Source organism: Dactylosporangium sp. NPDC006015 (assembly GCF_040614215.1).
Taxonomy (GTDB): domain Bacteria; phylum Actinomycetota; class Actinomycetes; order Mycobacteriales; family Micromonosporaceae; genus Dactylosporangium; species Dactylosporangium maewongense.
This window is the reverse complement of sequence record NZ_JBEXUD010000053.1, coordinates 1-23,683: the sequence shown is the minus strand read 5'-3', so window position 1 is coordinate 23,683 and position 23,683 is coordinate 1. Positions and strand designations below refer to the sequence as shown.

General features: G+C 72.2%; 18 protein-coding genes and 1 pseudogene. 6 read left to right on the top strand and 13 right to left on the bottom strand.

The window, feature by feature from the left end:
- Positions 1 to 199 precede the first annotated feature (199 nt).
- Positions 200 to 2,056, top strand: coding sequence for a hypothetical protein (locus tag ABZ321_RS49590; protein ID WP_354903402.1), 1,857 nt, complete (start codon positions 200 to 202; stop codon positions 2,054 to 2,056).
- On the opposite strand, the gene ABZ321_RS49585 is transcribed toward ABZ321_RS49590, so the two are convergent.
- The 3 genes from ABZ321_RS49585 to ABZ321_RS49575 all read right to left on the bottom strand — a co-directional run bounded on the left by ABZ321_RS49585 (position 2,053) and on the right by ABZ321_RS49575 (position 5,107).
- Positions 2,053 to 3,408, bottom strand: a complete 1,356-nt coding sequence (locus ABZ321_RS49585; RefSeq protein ID WP_354903401.1) for a condensation domain-containing protein — start codon at positions 3,406 to 3,408, stop codon at positions 2,053 to 2,055. The genes ABZ321_RS49590 and ABZ321_RS49585 overlap by 4 nt on opposite strands.
- Before the next feature lie 113 nt (positions 3,409 to 3,521).
- Positions 3,522 to 4,586, bottom strand: a complete 1,065-nt coding sequence (locus ABZ321_RS49580) for a hypothetical protein (RefSeq protein ID WP_344504565.1) — start codon at positions 4,584 to 4,586, stop codon at positions 3,522 to 3,524.
- On the bottom strand, positions 4,583 to 5,107 hold the full coding sequence (locus ABZ321_RS49575; RefSeq protein WP_354903400.1) for a sigma factor-like helix-turn-helix DNA-binding protein: 525 nt from the start codon (positions 5,105 to 5,107) through the stop codon (positions 4,583 to 4,585). Before ABZ321_RS49575 ends, ABZ321_RS49580 begins: the two co-directional genes overlap by 4 nt.
- 85 nt (positions 5,108 to 5,192) lie before the next feature.
- Here ABZ321_RS49575 and ABZ321_RS49570 point away from each other — a divergent pair, with 85 nt between their 5' ends.
- Both ABZ321_RS49570 and ABZ321_RS49565 read left to right on the top strand, forming a co-directional pair.
- Positions 5,193 to 6,542 carry a hypothetical protein gene (locus ABZ321_RS49570; protein ID WP_354903399.1) on the top strand — a complete coding sequence of 450 codons (1,350 nt, stop codon included), beginning with the start codon at positions 5,193 to 5,195 and terminating at the stop codon, positions 6,540 to 6,542.
- Entirely contained in the window at positions 6,539 to 7,498 is a 960-nt protein-coding gene (locus ABZ321_RS49565; RefSeq protein ID WP_354903398.1) for a hypothetical protein, read from the top strand. The genes ABZ321_RS49570 and ABZ321_RS49565 overlap by 4 nt, the downstream gene beginning before the upstream one ends.
- 314 nt (positions 7,499 to 7,812) lie before the next feature.
- Here the strand turns inward: ABZ321_RS49565 and ABZ321_RS49560 are convergent, their stop codons facing one another.
- The 4 genes from ABZ321_RS49560 to ABZ321_RS49545 form a co-directional block, all read right to left on the bottom strand.
- Entirely contained in the window at positions 7,813 to 9,753 is a 1,941-nt protein-coding gene (locus tag ABZ321_RS49560; RefSeq protein ID WP_354903397.1) for a hypothetical protein, read from the bottom strand.
- A gap of 84 nt (positions 9,754 to 9,837) precedes the next feature.
- On the bottom strand, positions 9,838 to 10,260 hold the full coding sequence (locus ABZ321_RS49555; protein ID WP_354903396.1) for an XRE family transcriptional regulator: 423 nt from the start codon (positions 10,258 to 10,260) through the stop codon (positions 9,838 to 9,840).
- 106 nt (positions 10,261 to 10,366) lie between these two features.
- Positions 10,367 to 11,650 (bottom strand): MAB_1171c family putative transporter, encoded by a 1,284-nt coding sequence (locus ABZ321_RS49550; protein ID WP_354903394.1) that lies wholly within the window; start codon positions 11,648 to 11,650, stop codon positions 10,367 to 10,369.
- A complete protein-coding gene (locus ABZ321_RS49545; RefSeq protein ID WP_344504572.1) occupies positions 11,640 to 12,170 on the bottom strand; it encodes a hypothetical protein in 531 nt (176 codons plus the stop codon). The genes ABZ321_RS49550 and ABZ321_RS49545 overlap by 11 nt, the downstream gene beginning before the upstream one ends.
- Before the next feature lie 181 nt (positions 12,171 to 12,351).
- On the opposite strand from ABZ321_RS49545, the gene ABZ321_RS49540 reads away from it, so the two are divergent.
- The gene (locus ABZ321_RS49540) at positions 12,352 to 13,770 is read left to right on the top strand and encodes a lectin (protein ID WP_354903393.1); all 1,419 of its coding nucleotides are present in this window, start codon (positions 12,352 to 12,354) and stop codon (positions 13,768 to 13,770) included.
- A gap of 29 nt (positions 13,771 to 13,799) precedes the next feature.
- Here ABZ321_RS49540 and ABZ321_RS49535 read toward each other — a convergent pair whose 3' ends face one another.
- The 6 genes from ABZ321_RS49535 to ABZ321_RS49510 all read right to left on the bottom strand — a co-directional run bounded on the left by ABZ321_RS49535 (position 13,800) and on the right by ABZ321_RS49510 (position 20,498).
- Positions 13,800 to 14,798, bottom strand: coding sequence for a LacI family DNA-binding transcriptional regulator (locus ABZ321_RS49535; RefSeq protein ID WP_354903392.1), 999 nt, complete (start codon positions 14,796 to 14,798; stop codon positions 13,800 to 13,802).
- A 501-nt stretch (positions 14,799 to 15,299) separates the two neighbouring features.
- A complete protein-coding gene (locus ABZ321_RS49530; RefSeq protein ID WP_344504575.1) occupies positions 15,300 to 16,322 on the bottom strand; it encodes a LacI family DNA-binding transcriptional regulator in 1,023 nt (340 codons plus the stop codon).
- 22 nt (positions 16,323 to 16,344) lie between these two features.
- Positions 16,345 to 17,160: a carbohydrate ABC transporter permease gene (locus ABZ321_RS49525; RefSeq protein ID WP_344504576.1), complete on the bottom strand. Its 816-nt coding sequence runs from the start codon at positions 17,158 to 17,160 to the stop codon at positions 16,345 to 16,347.
- A complete protein-coding gene (locus ABZ321_RS49520) occupies positions 17,157 to 18,017 on the bottom strand; it encodes a sugar ABC transporter permease (protein WP_344504577.1) in 861 nt (286 codons plus the stop codon). The genes ABZ321_RS49525 and ABZ321_RS49520 overlap by 4 nt, the downstream gene beginning before the upstream one ends.
- Positions 18,018 to 18,074: 57 nt before the next feature.
- Positions 18,075 to 19,373, bottom strand: a complete 1,299-nt coding sequence (locus ABZ321_RS49515; protein WP_354903390.1) for an extracellular solute-binding protein — start codon at positions 19,371 to 19,373, stop codon at positions 18,075 to 18,077.
- A gap of 111 nt (positions 19,374 to 19,484) precedes the next feature.
- Entirely contained in the window at positions 19,485 to 20,498 is a 1,014-nt protein-coding gene (locus tag ABZ321_RS49510) for a LacI family DNA-binding transcriptional regulator (RefSeq protein ID WP_354903388.1), read from the bottom strand.
- A gap of 122 nt (positions 20,499 to 20,620) precedes the next feature.
- On the opposite strand from ABZ321_RS49510, the gene ABZ321_RS49505 reads away from it, so the two are divergent.
- Both ABZ321_RS49505 and ABZ321_RS49500 read left to right on the top strand, forming a co-directional pair.
- Complete coding sequence (locus ABZ321_RS49505) at positions 20,621 to 22,969, top strand: glycoside hydrolase family 2 protein (protein WP_354903386.1); 2,349 nt, start codon at positions 20,621 to 20,623, stop codon at positions 22,967 to 22,969.
- Positions 22,966 to 23,496, top strand: a pseudogene (locus ABZ321_RS49500) (ROK family protein); the annotation flags it as partial. The gene ABZ321_RS49505 and the pseudogene ABZ321_RS49500, both read left to right, overlap by 4 nt.
- Positions 23,497 to 23,683 lie beyond the last annotated feature (187 nt).

Genomic DNA, 23,683 nt, shown 5'->3' with positions numbered 1-23,683 from the left:
CACCTCGGACTGGATGAGCTGGTCACCGAGGATCTCCGAACTGCGATCCCGATCGCCTCCAGGCGGCACGGCGTTCTCCTCGGTAGCTCGGCGATCCAACGGTCTGATCATGTTATCCGGAATTGGCGTAGTTTATCGGCGTCGATGCCGGGAGGCCAGTGCGTGCGTCACGGGCCCCTGGACAGCTATGGTCTCACCCGTGAAAACCGGCGGAAAGAACGCGCTTGTCGTCGTGAGCTACGTGGTCTTCTCCGTCGTGCTCTTCCACCATCTGTGGGCGGCACCCCAGACCCGGATGCTGGCCGACAACAACCAGGACCAGGTCTTCTTCGAGTGGGTGCTCACGCACGCCGCGCGGCTGTTCACCCATGGTGACACCCCGTTCTTCACCGACCAGCTCAACGCCCCGCTGGGCGTGAACCTGATGGCCAACACGTCCATCCTGGGCCTCGCCCTCCCGCTCGCCCCGATCACGCTGCTGTTCGGGGCGCCGGTCACGTTCGCCGTCATCAGCACGATCGCGCCGGCCGGCACCGCCATCGCCTGGTTCTTCATGCTGCTGCGCTGCGGCGTGGTCCGGACCCGGACGGCAGCCTACCTGGGAGCGCTCTTCTGCGGTTTCGGCCCCGCGATGATCTCGCAGACGACCGGTCACCCCAACATCGCCGGCCAGTTCATGATCCCTCTGATCCTGTGGGCCGTGTTCCGGATGCGCGAGCCGGGCGACACGGTCCGCAAGGGTCTCGTGCTCGCCGCGCTCGTCGTGTACCAGTGCTTCATCAACGAAGAGGTCCTGTTCCTCGCGGCGTTCGCGTTGCTGGTGTTCCTGCTGGTGTTCCTGCGGCCAAGCGAGATGCTCCCGGCCGCGCGGGCGGCACTGCCGGCGCTCGGCGTCACCGCCCTCGTGGCGGGGGTCGTCATGGCGTACCCGCTCTGGCACCAGTTCACCGGCCCGCAGGCGTACCACGGGCTGCCCGACTTCGTGCACGGCTTCAGCGCCGACCTCTACGGGTTCTCGAACTTCAGCCGCCGCTCCATCCTCGGTGACATCCCGCGCATCGAGAAGCTCGGCGGCCCGACGGAGGAGAACACGTTCTTCGGCTGGCCGCTGCTGCTGCTCCTGCCCGCCGCCGCGGCCTCCCTCTGGCGGCACCGGGGCGCCCGGGCGCTGTTCGTCACCGCGGTCGTGTTCTCGCTGCTGTCGCTCGGCCCGATCGTGCGGTACAAGGGCGAGGAGACCACCTGGCACGGCCCGTGGCGCTACCTGGTCGACCTGCCGCTGTTCGACTCGGTGGTGCCGACCCGGGTCGCGCTCGTGGTGACCCCGCTCGTGGGCGTGCTGCTGGCGATCCTCGTCGACCGGTTCGTGGTGCCGCCGCCGGTCACCCGGCCGGAGCCGGTCGAGGAGGCCGCGTTCGCCTCGGAGGCGCCGGCCACGGACGCCGTCGCGGACACCGACGGCACGGACGAGGGCAAGGCCAGAGACAAGGCCAGGGACACGTTCCAGGACGACGATGAGGAGCCGCTGCCGTACGCGGGCCGCTGGCTGTGGGCCGCCGCCCTCGCGATGGCGCTGCTGCCGCTCGTACCGACGCCGCAACCGACGAACGACCGGCCGCTGGCGCCCGTGTTCTTCAGCAGCGGCATGTGGCGCGAGCACGTGCCGGACCAGGCCACCGTCGTCGTCATCCCCGGCGGCTGGTGGGAGGGCCTCGACGCGATGCGCTGGGCCGTCGACTCGGACATCGACTTCAAGATCGCCGGCGGCTACTTCCTCGCCCCCGACCCGAACGACCCCGAGCACAAGGCCATGTTCGGCCCGACGTACCCGCCGACGTGGAGCCTGCTGGGCCAGGTCGGCAACGACGGCGTCGTGCCCCAGCTCGGCCCCGAGCACGTCGCCCAGGCCCGCACCGACCTCGCGTACTGGAAGGCGGACCGCATCATCCTCGCCGACAGCCACGGCAACAGCGACGCCGTGCGCCAGACCGCCGACCAGCTCTTCGGCCCCGGCGAGCACATCGCCGACGTGTGGGTCTGGAAGGTGCAGCACTAGGCGTCGAGCGCCTGGGTGTCGAGCGCCTGGGTGACGATCAGCTCCTCGATGCCGTAGAGGAACGTGGTCATGTCGTCGCGGGGCATGAGGGCGCTGTCGGCGGTCATGGCGAGCTCCAGGGCGCCGGGGGCGTCCTGGGCGTCCAGGGCGAACGACACGCCCCGGCGCGGCTCGTGCTCCACCGGCCAGGTGAGCGTGGTGCGGGTGAGGGCCTCGCGCAGCGGCGTCGGCGCGGGTGCGGCGAAGCCCAGCGCCGGCATCAGCCCCCGCTGGTCGTTGACGAAGCACGAGTGGTCGCAGGTGCTGTCGAGGGCGGCGACGTCACGGTCGAGGGCGAGCTTGTCGTAGTACGCGTGGCGTTGCGCGGACATGGCGGCGCCGAACGTGCGGCGCACGAGGTCCGGGAACGCGACCCGGGTGCCGGTGAGGTGGAACAGTCCTTCCTGGGCGATCGTGGTGACCCCGTCCGCCATGCCCGGCAGGAACCGGTTGTTGACGACGACCTGGAAGACGGCCTCGTCGACGCCGGTGATCCGGGTGGCGGAGGCGGCGGCCGCGGCGAGGACGACCGAGGCGGGGGTGACGGACAGGTCGGCCGCGACCCGGTCCAGCGCCAGGCCGAGCGCGGGGGAGTTGAGCACCGCGTTCGGGAACGTGGCCGCCGGCGCGGTGCCGGCCCGGGCCGGGAACATGCTCGCCGGGCCGCTGCCGAGCTTCGACAGCCACGAGCGGCGGGCAGCCGCGTCGCGCCGGCGGCCCCGGTCGGAGGTCTGGAACGCCGCCTCCTCGAGTGGCTGCAGCAGGTCCCGTTGCGGCAGCGTCCCGTGTACGAGCGTCGCGAAGTCCGCGAGGAGGTTGCGCAGACCCCATCCGTCGGAGGCGGTGTGCGACAGGAAGAACACGACGTAGCGGATACCGCCGCCGGCGTGGACGACGCCGACCCGCAGCGGCCACTCCCGGGTCGCGTCGAACGGGACGGCGAGCAGCTCGTCGCGCAGCGCGTACGCGGCCTCGGTGACCGCCTCCCCGGCGGCGAACCGGGTCACGAGCGGGATGCCGCCCGAGGCGTGCACGACCTGGTCGAGGCGGCCGTCGTCGGCCGAGCGCAGCCGCGTCCGCAGCGACTCGTGCAGCAGCACCAGCGACCGCACCGCGGCCTCGACGCGGTCCGCGGGGACCGGCGACGGCAGCGGCATGCCGCCGGAGACGTTGTACCGGGCGGCGTCGGTGCCGAGGTTGCGCACCACGTCCCAGATCGCCTGCTGCCCCCACGTGGCCGGCCCCGACCCGGCCCGCCCGCCGCTGAACGTGACCTCCGACCGCCGGTCCGCCTGGATCTCCACCACTGCCATGCCGCACTCCCACCGTGTAGCCCGCCGAATACCCGAGTGTTGTGCACCGCGGCGGCCGTGTCGACGGCGCCGCGAAGCTGTATATGCAGGGGTCCGTACGGTTCCCGGGCCGCTCACAGGCAGTACGTGCGGACCTTGACGACCGGCAGCCCCAGCGGGCCGGCGACGCTCGTGGCGTCCTGCTCGGTGGCGAAGTACACGACCGTGTAGGAGGTCGCCGGCAGGCCGCCGAGCGCCGCCGCGGACCCCACGTCGCAGCCGGTCGGCACGACCGAGGCCCGATACCCGAGCCGGCCGAGGTCGCCGGCCTTCTCGGTGACCGGTCCGCCCTCGACGCCGGCGACCACCGCCCATGCCTCGCCCCCGTTCACCGGCTTCGTGGCCCGCACCGTCGACGCCGGCGGGGCGCAGGTCGCCTTGTACGGGCACATCCGGCCGACGAGTTCCTGGGTCAGGAGCGTCTCCCACCTGTCGGCGCCGAGGCCGTCGAGCACGGCGATCGCGGTGCCGACCCGGACCACCACGAACCTGTACGGCTCCCCGGTGTGCTCACCGGCGCCGTCGCGCGGCAGCGCCACGGTGACGGTCAGCGCCTCGGCGCCGAGCGGCGGGCTCGCCACGGGCTGCAGCACCTCCGCGTCCCCGAAGCCGCTGCACTGCCGCATCCGCGGGCGGAGGTCCCGCATGACGGCCTTGGCGGCGTCCTCGTCCGCGTACACGTACAGGGACTGGGTGGCCTGGACCCGCTGCGCCTCCTTCCCGAAGAACAGCGCGAGGGACCGGCGGGCGGCCGGCGCGCCGAAGCAGCCCACGTTGTAGTCGTGGTTGTCGATGGCCTGCTCGGCGCCCGCGTTGCCCGTGTCGCCCGTGTCGCCCAGGCCGCCCGCCTCGCCCACCAGGAAGCCCGGCGGGACGCGTTCGGGGCGGTTGCCGGTCGGGGTCGGCGCCGCCGGTACCGACGCCGAAACCGCAGGCAGGATCGGCGCGGCCTGCCGGTCGGGGTCGTGCAGGACCGACCACCCGCCGGTGAGGACCGCGAGGACGGTCAGTCCGGCGACCACCACGCGCCCCGCGCGGCGGCGCCGCCCAAGGGTGGCGATCCGAGCCGCCGGCGGCGCGACCGCGGCCGCGTCGACGTGCTGCCGGAGCTTCGAGAACGCGTCGTCGACGCCGGTCATGGTTGCCTCACATCCTGCGGGTCGGCGGCCGGGTCGGCGGCTGGGTCGGCAACGGTCAGCATCGGGGCGAGCGCCTGCCGGCCGCGGGCCAGGCGCGCCTTCACCGTGTTCTCCGGCGCGCCCTCCATCCGGGCGATCTCCGCGACCGCGAACCCGCCGAGGTGGTAGAGCACGAGGGCGCGGCGCTGCGGCTCGGGCAGCCGGCGCAGCGCGGCCACGAGGTCCAGCGTCGCCGGGTCCGGCTCGGGCACCGGCGCCGGCGGGCCGTGCCGGGTCCAGCCCGCGAACGCGGTCCGGGCCCGCCGCCACCTGCTGATGACGAGGTTGTGCCCGACCCGGCCGATCCAGGCCCGCGGGTCGTCGTACGCGCTGATCCGCTGCCACCGCGACCAGGCCCGCACGTACACCTCCTGCGCCACGTCCTGCGCCTCGCCGAGGTCGCCCGTGTACGCGACGAGCTGCGCGACGAGCCCCCGGTAGGTGTCCCGGTAGAACTCCGCGAACGTGTCGGCGTCTGCCATGCCCAGGAACACGCCGCCGGCGAGCGCCCGGTTGCATACGGAAAAGCATTCGTTCCAGTGATTTTCCGCGTGCCACCGTACGGGCATGAACGACTTCGTGCGGCACCTCCAGCGGCACGACACGGCGCTGCGGGTCCCGCGCGCCGGAGCCGTGCTGTTCGACGACGAGGCGGTGCACGCCTCGGCGTACCTCGCCGACCCGCAGCGGTACGCGCTGACCGCCCTCACCCCGGGGATCCTCGCCCCGCAGCGGGCCCGTCTGCTGCTGCAGCTGCTCCTCGCCTCCCGGGCCGGGCTCGGCGACGCCGTCCGCGACACCCTCGCCCGGGTGACCCGCGTGCTGGCGCTCGGGCTGGCACCCGCCGACGTGCTGACCGTGCTGCTCGCCGTCCGGCGCCGCCGCGCCAACCACAAGCACGTCACCCGGACCGCGCTCACCGTGCTGCTCGAGCACCCGCGGGCCGCCGAGATCGTGGCCGCGCGGCGGGCCGTCGTGCAGGACTGCTTCGAGCACGCCCTCGGCCGCGGCACCGCCCGTGCCGTGCTCGACGCGGTGCGCCGTGGCTCCGCGCCGCGGCACCGCCTGCTGCGGTCCGTGCCGTCCGCCGGTGCCGTCGCGTCGCTGGTGCCGCTGGTGTACGAGCACCGCGCCGGCACTTCGCTCGTGCCGCTCCCGGCGACGGGTGGCGGTCTCGACCTGCGCACTGACCGGCCGGCGACCGTGACCGCCACCAACCGGGGCGACCTGGCGGCGACGCTCGTACACCTGCTGCGCGGCGGGCCGAGCGACGACCTGCGGCCGGCGGTCGAGCGCTACACCGACGCGGCCGTCGCCGGGCTGCCGCGCTACGAGGGCACGGTCGCGCTGGTGCTGGACGACTCGGCGTCGATGCGCGGGTACGGGGAGCGCGAGTGGGCCGTGGCGTCGCAGGTCGCCGCGCTGCGGCTGGTCCTGCAGCGGGTCTGCGCGCGGCTCGTGGTGGTGCCGGTCGGCGGTTCCTCGTCGGGCGTCTCGGCCGGCGTCTCGCCGGGCTTTTTGTCGGGCGGGTTCGGTGGGGCCACCGATCTTGCCGCCGGGGTGCTGGACGCGTTGTCCGGTGTGGATGCGCCGGACGTCGTCGTGGTCGCCTCCGACGGGTACGAGAACGTGTACCCGGGCGACCTGGCGTGGGTCACCGCGGCGCTGCCGGGTGCGGGGGTGCGCACGCCGGTCGTGTTCTGCCAGGCCACGTACGGCCCCGCCGACGACCTGACGCTGCGCCGGCCCGCACCCGCACTGCCGCAGCTGCCGTTCTGGCACACCGATGACCTGGCGCCGCTCGTACTGTGGCTGCTGTCCCATGTGGACGGTGCCGCCGCGGACCGGTGGATCGTCGCGGAGCTGCGCCGCCGTCTGTCGGTCTTCGAGTCCGTCGTGGAAGGAGGCTCGTCGTGAACCTGCCAGTCCCGGCCGGGGTGGACACCGCCGGCTACCGGCTCGGCCCGCCGCAGCGGGCGGGCGCGCTGACCATGGTGCCGGTCTTCGGGCCGTCCTACCCGGGCATCGCGCCGCCGCGCAGCGGGCTGAAGCTCAGCCGGGTCGTCACGTACGGCCAGGTCGAGCTGACCAACCCGTCGGCTTCCGGGGTGGCCGTCGTGCCGCTGCACGTCGGCTACATCCAGGACGCGGCGCAGAACCACGCCCTGTGCCGGTCGGCGTTCATCGCGGCCGGCCAGACGCTGCGCTTCGACGACGCGTGCTGCGTGCAGGAGAGCCAGGGCGGTTACCTGTCCGAGCGCGACCAGTGGTTCTTCATCCTGCCGGTCGAGCTGCGCGCGGCGGCGCTGGGGCTGCGGGGGACCAACCAGTACAGCAAGCTGTGGGGCGACATCGCGCGGTTCAACGGCCGGTACGGCCTGCCCGCCCGCGGCCACCTCGAGCAGGTGCTGACCCGCAAGCGTGCGGTGCTCACCCAGTACCAGAGCCGCCTGGAGCTGCTGGACGGCCAGCTCGGCGCCCTCTTCTTCGTCGGCGACACCCTCGCCGGCGTGGAGATCGCGCCGGACCCCGTCTACTTCGCGGAGGTCTGGATGGCGCTGGTCTGCTTCGCCTACGGCCCGGCCGCGTGGTTCGCCTCTGCCCCTGTTGCCGTTGCTGCTGGTCCTGGCGCCCCTTGCGAGGCCGGCTCGCTGGACGACATCCGGGCCGCCCTGCACCGGCGCCGGCAGTCCGTGGCGGACGAGGTGAGCGAGTGGCTGTCGCGCGCCGCATGGCAACCGGACTCGGTCGTCGAGGACGAGCGCTACCTCGACCTGCGACTGTCCACTGTGTCCGGCCCGGCCGCCGCCGGCCAGGTCGTGACGGACGGCTCCCGTCTCGTGTACGCGTCCCTGTTCGCCACGGCCCTGTAATTCGGTTGGCGCCACGACGCGGATCCGGTTGAATCACAGGTGTTGCGGGACTGCGCCAGGCCTCGCCGACAGGCCCCCCGATTCCAAGTCGGGGCACAAGTCGCTTAGAGAGCGGCCTATTTATGTCGGCACGGCGCTGGCCACACGCACCGCACCGCCTCCCAGGCGCCACTCCCGGACCTCCGGGGGTGGCGCCTTCCTGCTTCCCCCACCCCACGACTTCCGCCGCCTGTGCAACGGCCCGGAGCTGCGGGGTGGCTGCTCCGGGCCGGTGGTTGGAACTTCGGGTCGGGCGTGGGGCCGACCGCAGGGGCCTAGCGGGTGGCGTCCGACTGGTCGCGGGCGTCGCGCTGGGTGGGGACCGGGTGGTCCGAGGAGTGGCGGGCGTAGCCGTTGCCGGCGGTGGGGCGGTCGGCGTCCTGGGCCTCGTGTGCGGCGGACCTCGGCTCGAACAGGCTGCGTGGCCTGGTCTCGCCGCGGCCGTTGGGGGCGAGCGGGGCGTGCTCGCCGGAGCGGCTGTCGCCGTCGGTGTCGCTCCCGGCGCCGTTGCCGTTGAGGCCGCCGTTGCCGTTGACGCCGTTGGGGGTGCCGAGCGCCGCGTGCTCGCCGGATGCGCTGTCGCCGGCCGGGTCGGCGTCGTCGGCTTCGGTGTCCTGAGACGCGGGGTCGGCGCCGTTCGTGGGGATTCCGGCGAGCGGGCGGCCGGCGAGGGGGTGGCCGGTGCCGGTGATGGGCTGGCCGGTGAGCGGGTGGACCGCGACGGGCTGGCCGGTCAGCGGGTTCACGGCGACCGGCTGGGTCGCCGGCTGGCCGGCCACGGGCTGTGGCTGACCGGAAGGCTGACCGGAGGCGGGCTGCGGCGCGGACCCGGCCGACGGCTGGCCGCCGCCCGGCTCCTGCTCGGCCAGGCGCTGCTGCTCGGCGAGGCGCTGCTGGTCGGCGGCGCGTTCCGCGGGGGTGCGGACCGGGATCTTCGTGTACTCGCCGGTCTCGCCACCCGCGGCGGCGGCCATGACGGCGGCCGCGGCCAGGTCGGCGACCCGCTTCGCCTCACGCTGGACGCGGGCGCGGACCTCCTTGGCGTGCCGCTCCGCGCCCTCGGCGGCCGAGCGGGCCTCCTCGAGGCGGGCCATCTCCTCGGCCAGGTCCTGGCGGGTCTCCTTCAGGCGCTGCTGGAACTGCTGGACCTCACGCTCGGTGGTCGCACCCTCGCGGCGGGTCTGGGCGAGGCGCTGCTGGTTGGACTCGAGCTCGGCCTGCAGCTGGGACAGCGCCTGCCGGCGGGCCTGGATCTCGCGCTGGACGGTGGCGAGCTGGTGCTGGGCGGCGGTGTTCTGCTCGTCGCCGCGGCGGCGCAGCTCGGTGACGTGCTGCTCGGCCTCGGCCTTGACGGCGGCGCACTGCTCGTCGACGCCGGCCCGCTGGCGCACCAGCTCCTCCTCGACCGTCTCGCGGTGGTCGGCGATCTCCTTCTCGGTCGTCTCGCGGTGGTCGGCGATCTCCTTCTCGGCCTGCGCCTTCCACTGGGCCAGCTCCTGCTGGGTCTGCTTGCGGGCGGCCTCGATCTCCTGCTGGATCTTGAGGTGGGCCGCCTCCAGGAGGGCCTTCGCCTGGGCCTGGGTGTGCTTGATCTGGGCGGCGCTCTGCTCGTTGATCCTGGCGGCCTCCTGCTCGGCGCGCTGCTGCGCGGCCTCACTGTTGGCCCGGAGCCGCTCGGCGACCTCACGGATCTCGGCGAGCTCGGCCTGCGCGGCCGCGCGGCGCTCCTCGTACGCCTGCTGCTCCTCGGTGCGGCGCTGCGCCAGCTCGTCCTCGAGGTCCTGCAGGGTCTTCGCGGCCAGCTCACGGGCGTCGGCGAGGACCTTCTCGGCCTCGGCCTGGTGCTTCGTGGCCCGCTCCTGGGTGGTGCTGGTGATCTGGTTGGCCTGCTTCTCGGCGAGCGCGAGGATGTCGTCGACCATCGGCCCGAGGTGCCGGAACGAGGCCTTGTCGACCTGCGCCGGCCGGTCCCTGACCTCGTTCAGCTCCTGCTGGAGCTGCTGGCGCTGTGCCTGCATCGACCGCAGCCGGGTGTCGAGGTCCTGCCGGTCGGCGTCGATCCGCCGGCGCTCCTGCGCGAGCTGGGCCAGCTCGCGGTCCCGCTTTGCGAGGTACTGGTCGACCTGTCCCTGGTCATACCCGCGAAGCGCGACCTTGAAGGCCGGCCGCGCGCCGGAATCCTCGCGAGCCGTCGCCAGCTCTCCGCCCTGGGACATGTGCCAACCCTCCATACCATCGCGAGCGCGATCCGCCGCCACGCTACCGTCGCCTGCCCTCGGGCCAACACCCCGCCCGGCGTGTCAGTTTCGCACCACATCGGCGGCCGGAGGATCGTCCGGAAGGCCCTCGATCCTGCGCGCGTGCTCGATCATGCCGTGGATCGCCTCGAGGGTCGGCCCCGACAGCCCTGCCGCGCGCAGCGCCATGGTGCGCACCGCGTTGTCCCGCAGCGCGGCGAGCAGCTCCAGCTGCTCGTCGATGCGCCGCGCGGCCTCGTCATCGAGGAAGTATGCGGCGTTGACCCCGAAGAACTCGGCGAGTGCCTCGAGGTGCCGTTTGGTCGGGTTGTCCCGTGCTCCTTTGCGCAGCTGCCAGATGTACGTGTGGGAGATCATCACTCCGCGTGCCCGGATGGCGGCGGCGACCTCCTCGTAGCTGTACTCGCCGCGACCCGGCGGGTGGACCGTGCTGAAGAGACGGTCGAGCTTCTCCGCGAGGGTCACATGGCCTCCTGGGACGTAGACGCTTGACAATCGCACCCCTGCGATGGAAATCTCCATCATAAGCTCAGATTTATGGACGATGTCGCCCCATAAACTGAAGTTGACGTCATCCTTCCGGGTGGGACGGATCGTGGCCGGCGAAGGCAACGGGGGTGGCCACGACGCCCTGCGCGGCCGCGACGCGGTACCGCCGCGAGAGGCCGAGCAGCGCCCGGACTTCGGCGTCGACATCGGGCCCGCCGGCCGACTGGGAGGCGTTCGGCGGGCCGGGGGCCTGCCCTGCGGTGTGCACCGGAGCATGCACAGGTGCCGGCCTCTGAGCTGGTGCCGGGCCGCTGCCGGGGGGCAAGCCCGGCGCCACCGCACCGTCACCGGCCGTCACGGATCCGCCGGAGTCATCCATGGAACCGCGGGAGCGCAGGACCGCGGCCCGCAGGGCGGTGGCGTCGGCGTCGGTGTCGCCCGCGCGGCCGGTGAGGAGCCACTGGGCGTCACGGATCTCGATGATCCGGCGGTACAGGCGAAGCTCGACGCTGCGAAGAGCGACCAACTCGCCGAGGCGGCCGGGTGGGTCGCCGAGCACGACACCGGGCGCGGCGGTCGCCAGGTCCCGCCACAGCGGGCGCAGTCGCTGCAGGGCCACGTAGCGTGACGTCCAGCGCCGCAGGCCGCCCATCGCGGGCAGGGCGGCGCCGGTGCCGAAGAACAGCAGCATCATGGCCAGCAGCATCCGGGAGACGCTCTGCGCGGCGGGATGGTCGAGGGCGCGGCTGCCGGCGGCGTGGCTGATCTGGTAAATGACGCGGTTCGCCATGAACAGCAGCCCGACCACGGCGCCGGCGCTGAGCAGCCACATCCCGATCCGCAGCCGCCACGGCGCGGCACCCCGGCCGGCGGGGCGGAAGAGGACCAGCGCGCAGATCAGCCCGACGGTCAGCCCGAGCTGCGTCAGCGTGGCGTACGCGGTTACCAGCGGCGTCCCGGCCTGCTCGTAGACGAAGTCGTAGCGCTCGGGGCGGCGCGGGGCGAGCAGGAACAGCACGGTCATCGCCACGGCCGTCACGCTCAGCAGCACGTACGCGGCGCGGCGGAGCTTGGCGAAGCGGGCCGGGTCCGGGGACAGCAGCCCGACGAGGTGGACCATGCCGGCGGACGCGGCGACGGTCGCGAGGTTCTTCAACGGCACCGAGATGTCCGGCACGTGCAGCACGGTGTCGGTCGCGTACGAGATCTCCCGCCGGTTGAACGTGAACGACACCGTCGCCAGCAGCACGACGAGCCGGATGGCCTTGCCCCGCGGGGTCTGCGGCGTCGCGAACCGCCAGATCGTGAACGCCCAGAACGTGGTCAGGACCAGGATCTCGACGAAGTCGACGGCGTCACCGGCCACGGCGCTCGACCAGGAACGGCTCGGCGAGGGCGTCGTACAGGTTGCCCAGGGCGGGGTCGGCGGGCGGCCGGGCGGCGGCCGTGGTGGCGGCCCGCTCGTTGAGCATCGTGGCGATCATCTCCGCGACCTGTTCCTGTGGCGCGCTGTACGACGAGCGGTGCAGCACCCTGGCGACGGTCGCCGGGTCCAGGTCGGGCAGCAGCAGCGCGGTCACGTCATCGGGCTCCGGCTCGGGCGCGACGTGGTCGCACAGGATGTGGCCGATCTCGTGCAGGATGATGTGCTGCTGGTGCAGCCAGCCGGCGCCGGCCGCGTAGAAGACGTGGTCGGCCTTGTCGGTCGCCAGCCACAGCCCGCACGCGGTGCCGTCGACGCCCGCGGCTGGCAGCTGGTGCAGGTGCAGGTCGCGCCCGCGCGCGGCGGCCACCGACGCGCAGAACGCCCGCAGGTCGAACGGGTCCGGGACGTCGAGCCCGGCCAGCATCCGCTTGACCTGTTTCTCCAGCGTTCGCAGCCGCATCCACGCTCCAGCCGACCATCGGTGCTCATTCGGGTCTCACCATAGGCCCCCGGTCGGACCGGCAGGTGGCTCCGGCGTCCGACGTCACTTTCATTTGTTCACCTCTATTGACAGCGTTCGAGGAGTCGTCGTACGTTGCCTGCACTTACTCGGTTCAGTAAACCTTCTTCAAGGAGCCCCCGTGCGAAGAGCCTGGATCGTGGTCGCCACCGCCCTGGCGACCGCAGTGACCGCCGTCGTCGCCGTGGTAGCCCAGCCGCGGCCCCAGTCCGCCGAAGCGTTCCCCGCGTCGTCACGCAGCGCGCTGATCGGCTACCTGAGCGGGATCAGCGGGCAGTACACCGTCACCGGCCAGCACAACCGTGAACCCAACGCCGACCCGACCAAGTGGACCAGGGTCGCCCAGCAGCTCACCGGCCAGACGCCGGGCCTGTGGGGCGGCGACTTCCTGTTCCAGTCCGCCGACGTGTCGTCCCGCCAGACGATGGTCAGCGAGGCGATCCGGCAGTGGCAGGGCGGCTCGCTCGTCGCGCTGACCTGGCACATGTGCCCGCCGACCGTGGGCTCGACCTGCGGCTGGGACAGCGCCGGCGTGCTCAGTCACCTGAGCGACACCCAGTGGAGCCAGCTGGTCACCGACGGTACGTCGCTGAACACCGCCTTCAAGAACCGCCTCAACGAGGCCGTGCCCTACCTGCGGCAGCTGCAGAACGCCGGCGTGCCGGTGCTCTTCCGCCCGGTCCACGAGATGAACGAGGGCTGGTCGTGGTGGGGCGGCCGGCCGGGCGCGAACGGCAGCCGCAAGCTCTTCCAGATCGTGCACGACTATTACGCCGCCCAGGGCCTCACCAACCTCGTGTGGGTGTGGAACGTCAAGGACGTCAACATGGGCTCGATCGCCGACTACTGGCCGGGCCCGTCCTATGTGGACCTGGCGACGCTCGACATGTGGGTGAAGTACGCGCCGAGCACCTCGGACTACCAGGCGATGCTGAACATCGCCGGCGGCAAGCCGATCGCCCTCGCCGAGGTCGGCCAGGTGCCGAGCGTCGCGCTGCTGCAGGCGCAGCCGCGGTGGACGTATTTCATGGTGTGGGCGGAGTACCTCACGGACCCGGCGTACAACAACAACGCGGCCGTGCAGAACACGTACTTCAACAGCCGGGTCCTGGTCCGGGGCGAGTTCACCGTGCCCGGCTCCGGCGGCGGGGGCGGCTCGGGGACCGGCCAGATCACCGGCCTCGCCGGCAAGTGCCTCGACGTGGCCGCGGCCGGCACCGCCAACGGCACCAAGGTCCAGCTGTACACGTGCAACGGCACCGGCGCGCAGCAGTGGACGGTCGGGACCGACGGCACGATCCGGGCCCTCGGCAAGTGCCTCGACGTCGCCGGCGGCACCAACGCGGACGGCACGAAGGTCCAGCTCTGGGACTGCGTCGGCAACGACCACCAGCGGTGGAGCCGGGTGGGGCAGACCCTGGTCAACCCGGCGACCGGCCGGTGCCTGGACGCGACGGGGCAGTCCAGCGCCGACGGCACCCAGATCCAGATCTGGACCTGCAACGGCCAGACCAACCAGCGATGGACCCTGCCGGCGTGATTTTGCCGGTGTACCGTCCCCGCGGTCGCTCAGGCGGCGGCGGGGGCGGTGCTGTCCCGGACGGCCAGGGTGGGGTTGGTGTACCGGACGCTGCGCGGCGGCCGCCCGTCGACGCACTCCAGCAGGAGCCTGGCCGCGCGGGCACCGTAGTCGGCGATGTTGCGGCGCAGGACGGTCAGTGCCGGGTGGACCACCTCGCACAGCGGCGAGTCCTCCCACGCGAGCATCGACACCTCGTGCGGCACGCGGACACCCATCTCCGCCGCGACGCCGAGCCCGGCAAGCGCCATCACGTCGCTGTCGTAGACGATCGCGGTCGGCCGCTGCTTGCCGCTGAGGATCCGCCGGGTCGCCTGCGCGGCGGCGTCGCCCGTGTAGTCCGCGGCGACCACCGTCACCGTCATGGCGGTGCCCCTGGTCGTCGCCGCGATCGCGTCGGTACGCGCCTGCGTGTGCAACATGTCCGGCGGCCCGCTGACCCGCGTGACCCGCCGGTGCCCGAGCGACGCGAGGTACCCGACGACCTTCCCGGCCGAGGCCGCCTCGTCGGTCCACAGGTTGGCCAGGCCCGGGATCTCCCCGGTGCCGCCGACCACCACCGCCGGCAGGTCGAGCGCGAGCACGGCCGGCACCCGCGGGTCGTCGCGCTGCAGGTCGCACAGCACCACCCCGTCGACCCGCCGCTCGGCGTGCCACCTGCGGTGGACGGCGATCTCCTCCTCGGCGTTCGCCACGAACTGCAGGGCCAGCCCGAACCCGCGCGCCGACAGCTCCACCTGGATGCCGCTGATCAGCTGCCGCCGGAACACCTCGATGCTGAACGCCGCCGACGTACGCCGCAGCGTCAGCCCCACCGCGTCGGACGACGCCCCGTGCATCGCCACCGCCGGCCGGTGCACCGCGAACCCGAGCTCCGCCGCCACGTCCTGGATCTGCCTGCGCAGGTCCTCGGACACCCCGGGCCGCCCGTTCAGCGCATACGACACCGCGACCCTCGACACCCCGACACGCTGAGCGATGTCACTCATCGTCGGCCGCCGCCCCATCCGCAGCATCCTAGCCGCTCCCACCCTCACGACCCATGATCCGGTAAACCTTGTGTACCCAGGGGTGCACAAGGTCTTCCGGATCATGGGGCAGTGGCAGCCCTCGCTTGCCGGGCTGGTTGGTGCCCGGGGTCGTTTCTCATGATCCGGAAGAGTTTTTGTCGCCCTGGCGACCAGAAGTCTTCCGGATCATGAGGTGCCCGCGCCGCCCAGCCCTCGCAATGCTGCGCGGGCGCCCTTTCCGTGATCCGGTAGACCTTGTGTAGTCAGGGGTGCACAAAGTCTTCCGGATCATGAGGTGGCCGCGGCGGCCGGCCACCGAGTGCGGCGCGCACGCGCAATCCGGCCGCGCGGAGCGCTGGCTGTGCGAGCGCAGCGAGCATTGGGGGTCCGGGGTGAGAATCCCCCGGCGGGCCCCGCCGCGGCAGCGGTGGGGAGGTGAGCTACAGCGCAGCTGAAGGCGGGAAACAGTGGGTGACAGCGCTATTGCGGAGCAACAGGCGAGCAGCTGTCGCGGAGAAGGAGGCGGGGGGTGGTGTCCTGGAAATCGGTGGCGGGGGCGCCGTCGAGGTGGGCGAGGAGGGTGCGGGCGGCGTTGGCGCCGTAGGCGAGCACGTCGCGGGCCAGGGCGCTCAGCGCCGGGTACGCCATCTCGCACAGCTGCGAGTCGTCGCCCGCGATGATGGACAGGTTGCCGGGGACGTCGAGGCCCAGCTTGCGGGCGACGTGCAGGCCCGCGGTCGCCATGATGTCGTTGTCGTAGGTGATGGCGGTCGGCGGGCGGGCCGAGGTGAGCAGCTGCTCGGTGGCCCAGGCGCCGGCCTCCCAGGTGTAGTCGGTGTCGATGACCTCGGCGCTTTCCAGGCGGTGCCGCGTGGCGGCGGCGCGGAAGGCCAGGGTGCGGATGCGGGTGTGTTCGAGCGCCGCGAGCCCGGCCACGCGGGCGATCCGCCGGTGGCCGATGGCGGCGAGGTACGCGAGCGCCTCGGTGAGCGCGGCGGCGTCGTCGCTCCAGACGGCGGGGATCGAGGAGCCGGGGCGCGGGTGGCCGACGAGGACGGCGGGCAGCCCCATCGACGACAGCGCGGCGATCCGGGTGTCGTCGGCCCACAGGTCGGTGAGGATGGTGGCGTCGATACGGCGGGCCGCCCACAGGCCGCGCAGGGCCTCGATCGCCCGGTCGTGGTCGGCGACGACCTGCAGGACGAGCGCGGTGCCGGTCGCCGACAGCTCGGTCTCCAGGCCGGCGATGAACTTCATGTAGAAGGGCTCGACGCCGAGGGTGGCCGCGTCGCGGGCGACGACCAGGCCGATCGCCTCGGCGCGGGACACCGACAGGCCGCGGGCGGCGGCGCTGGGTTGCCAGCCCATCTCGGCGGCGATGGCGAGGATCCGCTCGCGGGTGCGGGCGGACACGCCGGGACGGTCGTTGAGCGCGAACGACACGGCCCCGATCGAGACCCCCGCGGCCTCGGCGATGTCGTTGATGGTCGGCCGTCGCGTCACCAACCCATTCTCCAACAACACGTCATTTCGTGGCTCCGGAGGTGAAGCCGTTGTAGATGAACCGCTGCAGGAACAGGAACAGCAGCAGCGTCGGCACGATGACCAGGATCGCGCCGGCGGAGATGGTCTCCCAGTGTGCCCCGAACGGGCCCTTGAAGCGGAACAGCGACGTGGAGATCGTCCCGAGGCCTTCCGACGGCATGTAGAGGAACGGGATGTAGAAGTCGTTGTAGACGAAGATGCCCTTGATGATGACGACGGTGGCGATCGCGGGGCGCAGCAGCGGCAGGATGACGCTGCGGTAGATGCGGAAGGTGGAGGCGCCGTCGAGGCGCGCCGCCTCGTCCAGCGACACGGGGATGCCGCGCATGAACTGGACGAAGATGTAGATCGCGACGATGTCGGTCCCCAGGTACAGCAGGATCGGCGCCCACCGGCTGTCGAAGGCGCCCAGCGCGTCCACGACCTGGAAGGTGGTCACCTGGGTGGTGACGCCCGGCACCAGGGTCGCGACGAGGAAGGCGCCGACGACGACCTTCTTGAAGCGGAAGGTGAAGCGGTCGATGGCGTAGGCGGCGAGGGTGCCGACGAACACGGTGCCGACGACGGAGACGACCAGGATGAGCGCGGTGTTGGCGAAGGCGGTCAGCATCCGTCCGTTGGTGAACGCGGTGGCGTAGTTGGAGAGGTTCGTCCAGTCGTGCGGCAGGGCGAGGGGGTCGCCGCCGCCCACCATCTCCTCCGGCGTCTTCAGCGAGGTGAGGAACACCGACACGAGCGGCAGCAGCACGACGACGGAGGCGACGACGAGCGAGAGATACTTGAAGGCCTTGGTCATGTCAGGTCGGTCCTCTCCTCTGGTACCAGACGCCGCTGCACCCACGTGACCAGCAGCACGATCAGGAGCAGCACGACCGCGGCCGCCGAGGCGAGCCCGAACTTGTTGAACTGGAAGGCGAGCTTCACGGTCTGGATGACGAAGGTCTTGCTGTCGCCCGCGCCGCCGGTCATCACGAACGGGATCTCGAACACCGACAGCGACCCGGACACGGCCAGGATCACGCTGAGGCTGAGGATCGGCTTGATGCCGGGCGCGACGATGTGCCGGAACACGTGCCAGCGGTTGGCGCCGTCGAGCTCGGCGGCCTCGTGCAGCTCCGGCGGGATCGCCTGGATCGCGCCGAGGAAGAGCACGAAGTTCAGCCCCAGGAAGCGCCACACGGACACCCCGCTCAGCGACACGTTGACCAGGTCGGGGTCGCCGAGCCAGAGCAGCTCGTGGTGCACGCCGAACAGCGCGAGCACCGCGTCGAGGGTCCCGCCGGGGCGGAAGAAGTACAGGAACACGAACGAGACCGCGACGCCGTTGATGAGGTACGGGAAGAACAGGATCCCCTTGAACAGGTTCCGCAGCCGCAGCTTGAAGCTGAGGATGAACGCGAAGTACATCGCGACCGCGGTCTGCACGAAGGCGGCGAGCAGGTAGTACACGCTGACGACGAAGACGCTGAACAGCTCCGGGCGGGTGAAGAGCTGCACGTAGTTGTCCACGCCGACGAACGCGGGGTCGGGGTCGAGGCCGTCCCAGTCGGTGAAGCTGTAGGTGACCATGCTGGCGACGGGGATGTACGTGAAGACGACCAGCAGCGCGAGGGCGGGCAGCAGGTAGAGCCAGGGGAGGAGTCGGGATCTCACGGCGCTCCGAACACAGCAGAAGGGTGGCGCCGCCCGAAGGCGACGCCACGACAGACGTCAGAGGTTCTTCGCGGCCTCGGTCCACCGCTTCGACAGGTCGGCGAGGACCCCGCGCAGGTCGCCGGGTGCGGCGCCGCGGGCGGTGTCGACCAGCTTCTGCCGGTAGTCGGGCTTGCTGATGCCGACCTCGGAGGCGTTGTCGACCTTGGTGAGCTTCGCGGACTCGGCCTGCGACAGCTCGATGAACTTGACGCCGGCGGCGGTGAACGGCTGCATCGCCGGCGGCAGCGGGGCGCCCTTGACGGCGGAGATCGCCTGGTTGACGGTGGCGCTGTCGGACTTGTCGATGAACCAGTCGAACCAGGCCCGGGCGGCCGCCTTGTTCTTCGAGTGGCTGTTGATCGCGTACTGGTAGTCGGGCGCGACGACGGAGCAGAACTTGCCGTCCACCTGCTTCGGGAACGGCATGTAGCCGATGACCGACGGGTCCTTGCCGGCCTTCTTCGCCGCGTCCTGCATCTGCGCGATCGCCCACGAGCCGAGCCACATCGTCGCGACCTTGCCGGTGGCGATCTGCCCCTTCGAGTCCTCCCAGTTGGTGGTGGTCGGGTCGGCCTCGGAGAGCTTGTTCTTCACGATGTCGAACAGCAGCGTGTCGCCGGTGGCGAGGTCGGCGCCGGCGGCCCACGGGTCGCCCTTGACCAGGTTGTCGTTGGCCTTCGGGTCGCAGCTGACCGAGCCGACGACCTGCGACCAGGAGCTCAGCGGCCACCCGTCGTGGTAGTTGGTGTAGTACGGGGTGGCCGCGGTCTTCGATCTGATCGCCTGCAGCGCGGTGATGAACTCGGCGGGCGTGGTCGGCCACGTCGTGACGCCGGCCTGGGCCCAGACGTCCTTGTTGTAGACGAAGCCGTTGACGTAGGCGAAGCCGGCGACGCCGTAGACCTTGTCGCCGACCTTGGCCTTGTCGGTGAAGCTGTACTTCGCGCTCAGGTCGGCGGCGGAGCCCAGCGGCGCGAAGTACTTCGGGTAGTCGTCGGTGACGACGGTGTTGGGGATCAGCAGGACGTCACCGTAGTTCTCGGTGTTCATCCGGATCTTGACTTCGCCCTCGTAGTCGGTGACGCCCTCGAACTTGACGGTGACCTTGGGGTACAGCTGCTTGAACTGGTCGGCGTACTTCTGCATGGTGCCGTCGGTGACGAGGTCGGTGCGGTTGGTCAGCACGGTGATCTCGCCGGAGACGGCGGCGGGGTCGGTGGGGGAGACGGCGTCGGCGGACTGCTTCGGGTCGGACCCGCTGCCGCACGCCGCGAGGGAGAGGGCAAGCGCGACCGCAAGTGTTCGGCGGAACATGGGCGCTCCATTCGAGGGGTGTCTAAAGCGTTTTAGTTCGAGCGAACGCAGGATGACACCGTTGTCAGGCGAATGGGAAGAGCCCTTAACCGATCCGTGACCTGAGCGGCGTCAGCGGGGCGGGGCGGTGCTGCCGCGCGGGGTCAGGTGCGCCGGGGCGCCGTGTGCGCTGGTCACGGGCTCGCCGGCGATCGCCGCGAGGAGGGTGCGGGCGGCCAGTTCGCCGTACGCGCCGATGTCGCGGGTCAGCGCCGTCAGCGGCGGGTGTAGCAGCCGGCAGATCGGCGAGTCGTCCCATGCCACGATCGACAGCTCGGCCGGCACGGAGACGCCCAGCTCGCGGGCCGCGGTCAGCCCCGCGACGGCCATCACGTCGTTGTCGTAGAGCAGCGCGGTCGGCGGGTGCGCCCCGCCGAGCAGCTTGCGGGTCGCCCGCGCGGCCGCCTCGCCGGTGTAGTCCGCCGGGACGGTCACCGCGTCGGCGATCCCGAGCCGGGCGCACACGCCGGCGAACGCGGCCGTGCGGATCGCGGTGTGCGCCAGCTGCGGGATGCCGCCGACCCGGGCGATCCGGCGGTGCCCGAGCGCCGCCAGGTACTCCACCGCCTCCACCATGGACTGCTCGTCGTCGCTCCACACGCTGGTCAGCGACCCGCTGACGCCGGGCGGGCCGATCACGACCGCGGGCAGGCCGAGCTCCTGCAGGGTGCTCACCCGCGGGTCGCCGACGTTGACGTCGCAGACCAGCACGCCGTCGACGCGCCCCTCGCTGAACCACCGCCGGTAGAACGCCAGCTCCTCGTCGCGCCCCGGCGCCATCTGCAGCAGCAGCGCGTAGGACTGCCGCGACAGCTCCAGCTCCAGGCCGCTGATCAGCTCCATGAAGAACGGCTCGACGCCGAGGGTGCTCGGCGGCCGGCGCAGCGTCAGGCCGACGACCCGGGTCTTCGCGCCGGCCAGGGCCCGGGCGTTGCTGTCGGCGTGGAACTGCAGGCGCTCGGCGACGGCCAGGATGCGCTCCCGGGTGGCCGCGGACACGCCCGGCCGGCCGTTCAGCGCGTACGAGACGGCCCCCTTGGACACGCCCGCCTCCCGGGCGATGTCGGCGATGGTCGGTCGTTTCACCTGCAACCGCCTTTCTCGGTTCACCGATGCTAGCCGCTCGCGGCCCCTCGTTGACAGGTTGCGACGACCGCCGTTACCGTCAATCTTCACTTACTCGGTTCACTAACGCGACGAGGTTGAGCATGTACCGCGCGCTGCACGACAACTGGACGCTGTCCGGGCCCGACCATGCCGGCGTCCCCGCCACCGTGCCCGGCTGCGTGCACACCGACCTGCTGCGGGCCGGGCTGATCGACGACCCGTACGTCGACGACAACGAGCACCGGCTCGGCTGGATCGGCCGGACGGACTGGACCTACACCACCACCTTCCGGTGGGCGCCGGACGGCCACGACCGTGTCGACCTGGTCTTCGACGGCCTCGACACGGTCGCCGAGGTCGAGCTCAACGGCACCGTCCTCGGCCGGACCGCCAACATGCACCGCCGCTACCGGTTCGACGCCACGGCCCACCTGCTCGAGGGCGGCAACATCCTGCGGGTCACGTTCACCGCCCCGTACGCGTACGCCGAGGCGGAGGAGGCGCGGCTCGGCGCCCGCCCCGGGCCGTACGACGAGCCGTACCAGTTCATCCGCAAGATGGCCTGCAACTTCGGCTGGGACTGGGGGCCGACCCTCGTCACGTCCGGCATCTGGCGGCCCGTCGGCCTGCACTCGTGGTCCGGCGCGCGGCTCGCCGCCGTCCGCCCCCAGGTCCGCGCCGACGGCGTCGACGTCACGGTCGAGATCGAGCGCGCCCGCACGGCGGAAGCCGTCGCCGTCACCGCGACCATCGACGGCACCGGCGTCGAGGTCAAGGTCCCCGAGGGCGCGACCACGGCCACCCTCTCGCTCGACGTCGCCGACCCGCGGCCGTGGTGGCCGCTCGGCTACGGCGAGCAGCACCGCTACGAGCTGACCGTCACCGCCGCCGACGACACCTGGTCCCGGATGGTCGGGCTGCGCACCGTCACCATCGACCCGGACGCCTTCCGGATCGTCGTCAACGGCACCCCCGTCTTCGTCCGCGGGTTCAACTGGATCCCGGACGACTGCTTCCCCGCCCGTACCGACGCCGCGACCCTCGAAACGAGGTTCGGGCAGGCGGTCGGGGCGGGCGCCAACCTGCTGCGGGTGTGGGGCGGCGGGGTCTACGAGTCCGACGCCTTCTACGACCTCGCCGACCGGCTCGGCCTGCTCGTCTGGCAGGACTTCCCGTTCGCGTGCGCCGCCTACCCCGACGACCTCGCCGCCGAGGTGGAGGCCGAGGCCCGCGACAACGTCGAGCGCCTCATGCCGCACCCGAGCCTCGTGCTGTGGTGCGGCAACAACGAGAACATCGAGGGCTACCAGCACTGGGGCTGGCAGTCCTCGCTGGGCGACCTGACCTGGGGCGCGTCGCTCTACCACTCGGTGCTGCCGGGCGTGGTCGCCGCGCTGGACCCGGGCCGTCCGTACTGGCCGGGCAGCCCCTACTCCGGCGCGCCCGACCGCGACGTGAAGGACCCGAGCACCGGCACCGTGCACATCTGGACGGTCTGGGGCAGCGACGACTACACGCGGTATGCGGACTACACCCCACGGTTCGTGGCGGAGTTCGGGTTCCAGGGGCCGCCGGCGTACGCGACGCTGCGGGCGGCCGTCTCGGACGACCCGCTCACGCCGGACTCGCCGGGGGTGCTCCACCACCAGAAGGCCGCGGGCGGCAACGAGAAGCTGCTGCGCGGCCTGGGCGCGCACCTGCCCGCGCCGGCGACCTTCGACGACTGGCACTACCTGACGCAGCTCAACCAGGCCCGCGCCGTGTCGTTCGGGGTCCAACGGTTTCGCTCGCTCATGCCGTACTGCATGGGCACGGTCATCTGGCAGCTCAACGACTGCTGGCCGGTCACCTCCTGGGCGGCCGTCGACGGCGCCGGCCGGCGCAAGCCGCTCTGGTACGAGCTGCGCCGCGCCTACGCCCCGCGCCTGCTCACGTTCCAGGGCTCCGCGCTGGCGCTCGTCAACGACGACGCGGCACCCTGGACGGGCCCGCTGGAGCTGTCCCGGCGCTCGCTGTCCGGCGCCGTGCTCGCCTCGTCGTCCGTGCCGGTGACGGTGCCGCCACGGGCGGTCCTCGAGGTCCCGCTGCCGCCGGAGCTGTCCACGGCGGGTGACCCGCGGCGGGAGCTGGTCGTGGCCTCCGCGGGGCCGGCCCGGGCGATCCGGTTCTTCGAGGAGGACCCCGCGGTGGACTACCCGGTCGCGACGTTCACCGGTACGGTCGCCGCGGTGCCGGGCGGGTACGAGGTGACGGTCACGGCGACCACGGTCCTGCGGGAGCTGGCGCTGTTCCCCGACCGGCTCGACCCGGCCGCGGCGGTCGACGACCTGCTCGTCACGCTGCTGCCGGGGGAGTCCGCGACCTTCACCGTCACCACCGGCCTGGAACTGTCCGCGGCCGACCTGCTCAGCCACCCGGTGCTGCGCTGCGTCAACGAGGCCCGGCCGTGACCGCCGTGCTCGCCGTCGACGTCGGCGGCACGAAGTTCGCGGCGGCCGTGGTCTCCGCCGGCGGCGTCATCCAGGACCGCCTTGAGGTGCCGCTCGCCGGCCAGGACCCCACGTCGGTCCTGCGCCACCTGGTCACGGCCCTGGCGGGCGGCGGGGTGGCGGCGGTGGGCGTCGGCACCGCCGGCCCCCTCGACCGGGTCCGCGGCACCGTCAGCCCCGTCAACATCCCCGCCTGGCGCGACTTCCCGCTCACCGGCACCCTGTCCACCTGGCTCCCGGACGTCCCGGTCACCATGGCCGGCGACGCCCAGTGCGTCGCCCTCGGCGAGTGGTGGCGCGCCCCCGTCGGCGGCTCCCTGCAGGGCTCCCTGCTGGGCATCGTGGTGTCGACCGGCATCGGCGGCGGTCTCGTCATCGACGGCCGCCCGTGGCTCGGCACGACCGGCAACGCCGGCCACATCGGCCACATCACCGTCGACCCGTCCGGCGCCCCCTGCCCCTGCGGCGCCACCGGCTGCGTCGAGACCATCGCCAGCGGCCCCGCCATGGTCCGCTGGGCCCTCGCCAACGGCTGGGAACCCGGTCACGCCGCCGACGCGCGGGCGCTCGCCGGGGACGTCGGGTGCCGGGCCAGTCACGTGTGCCGTTCGAGTGGACGATCAACCCCTACCGCGGGTGCTCGCACGCGTGTGTCTACTGCCTCGCCGGCGACAC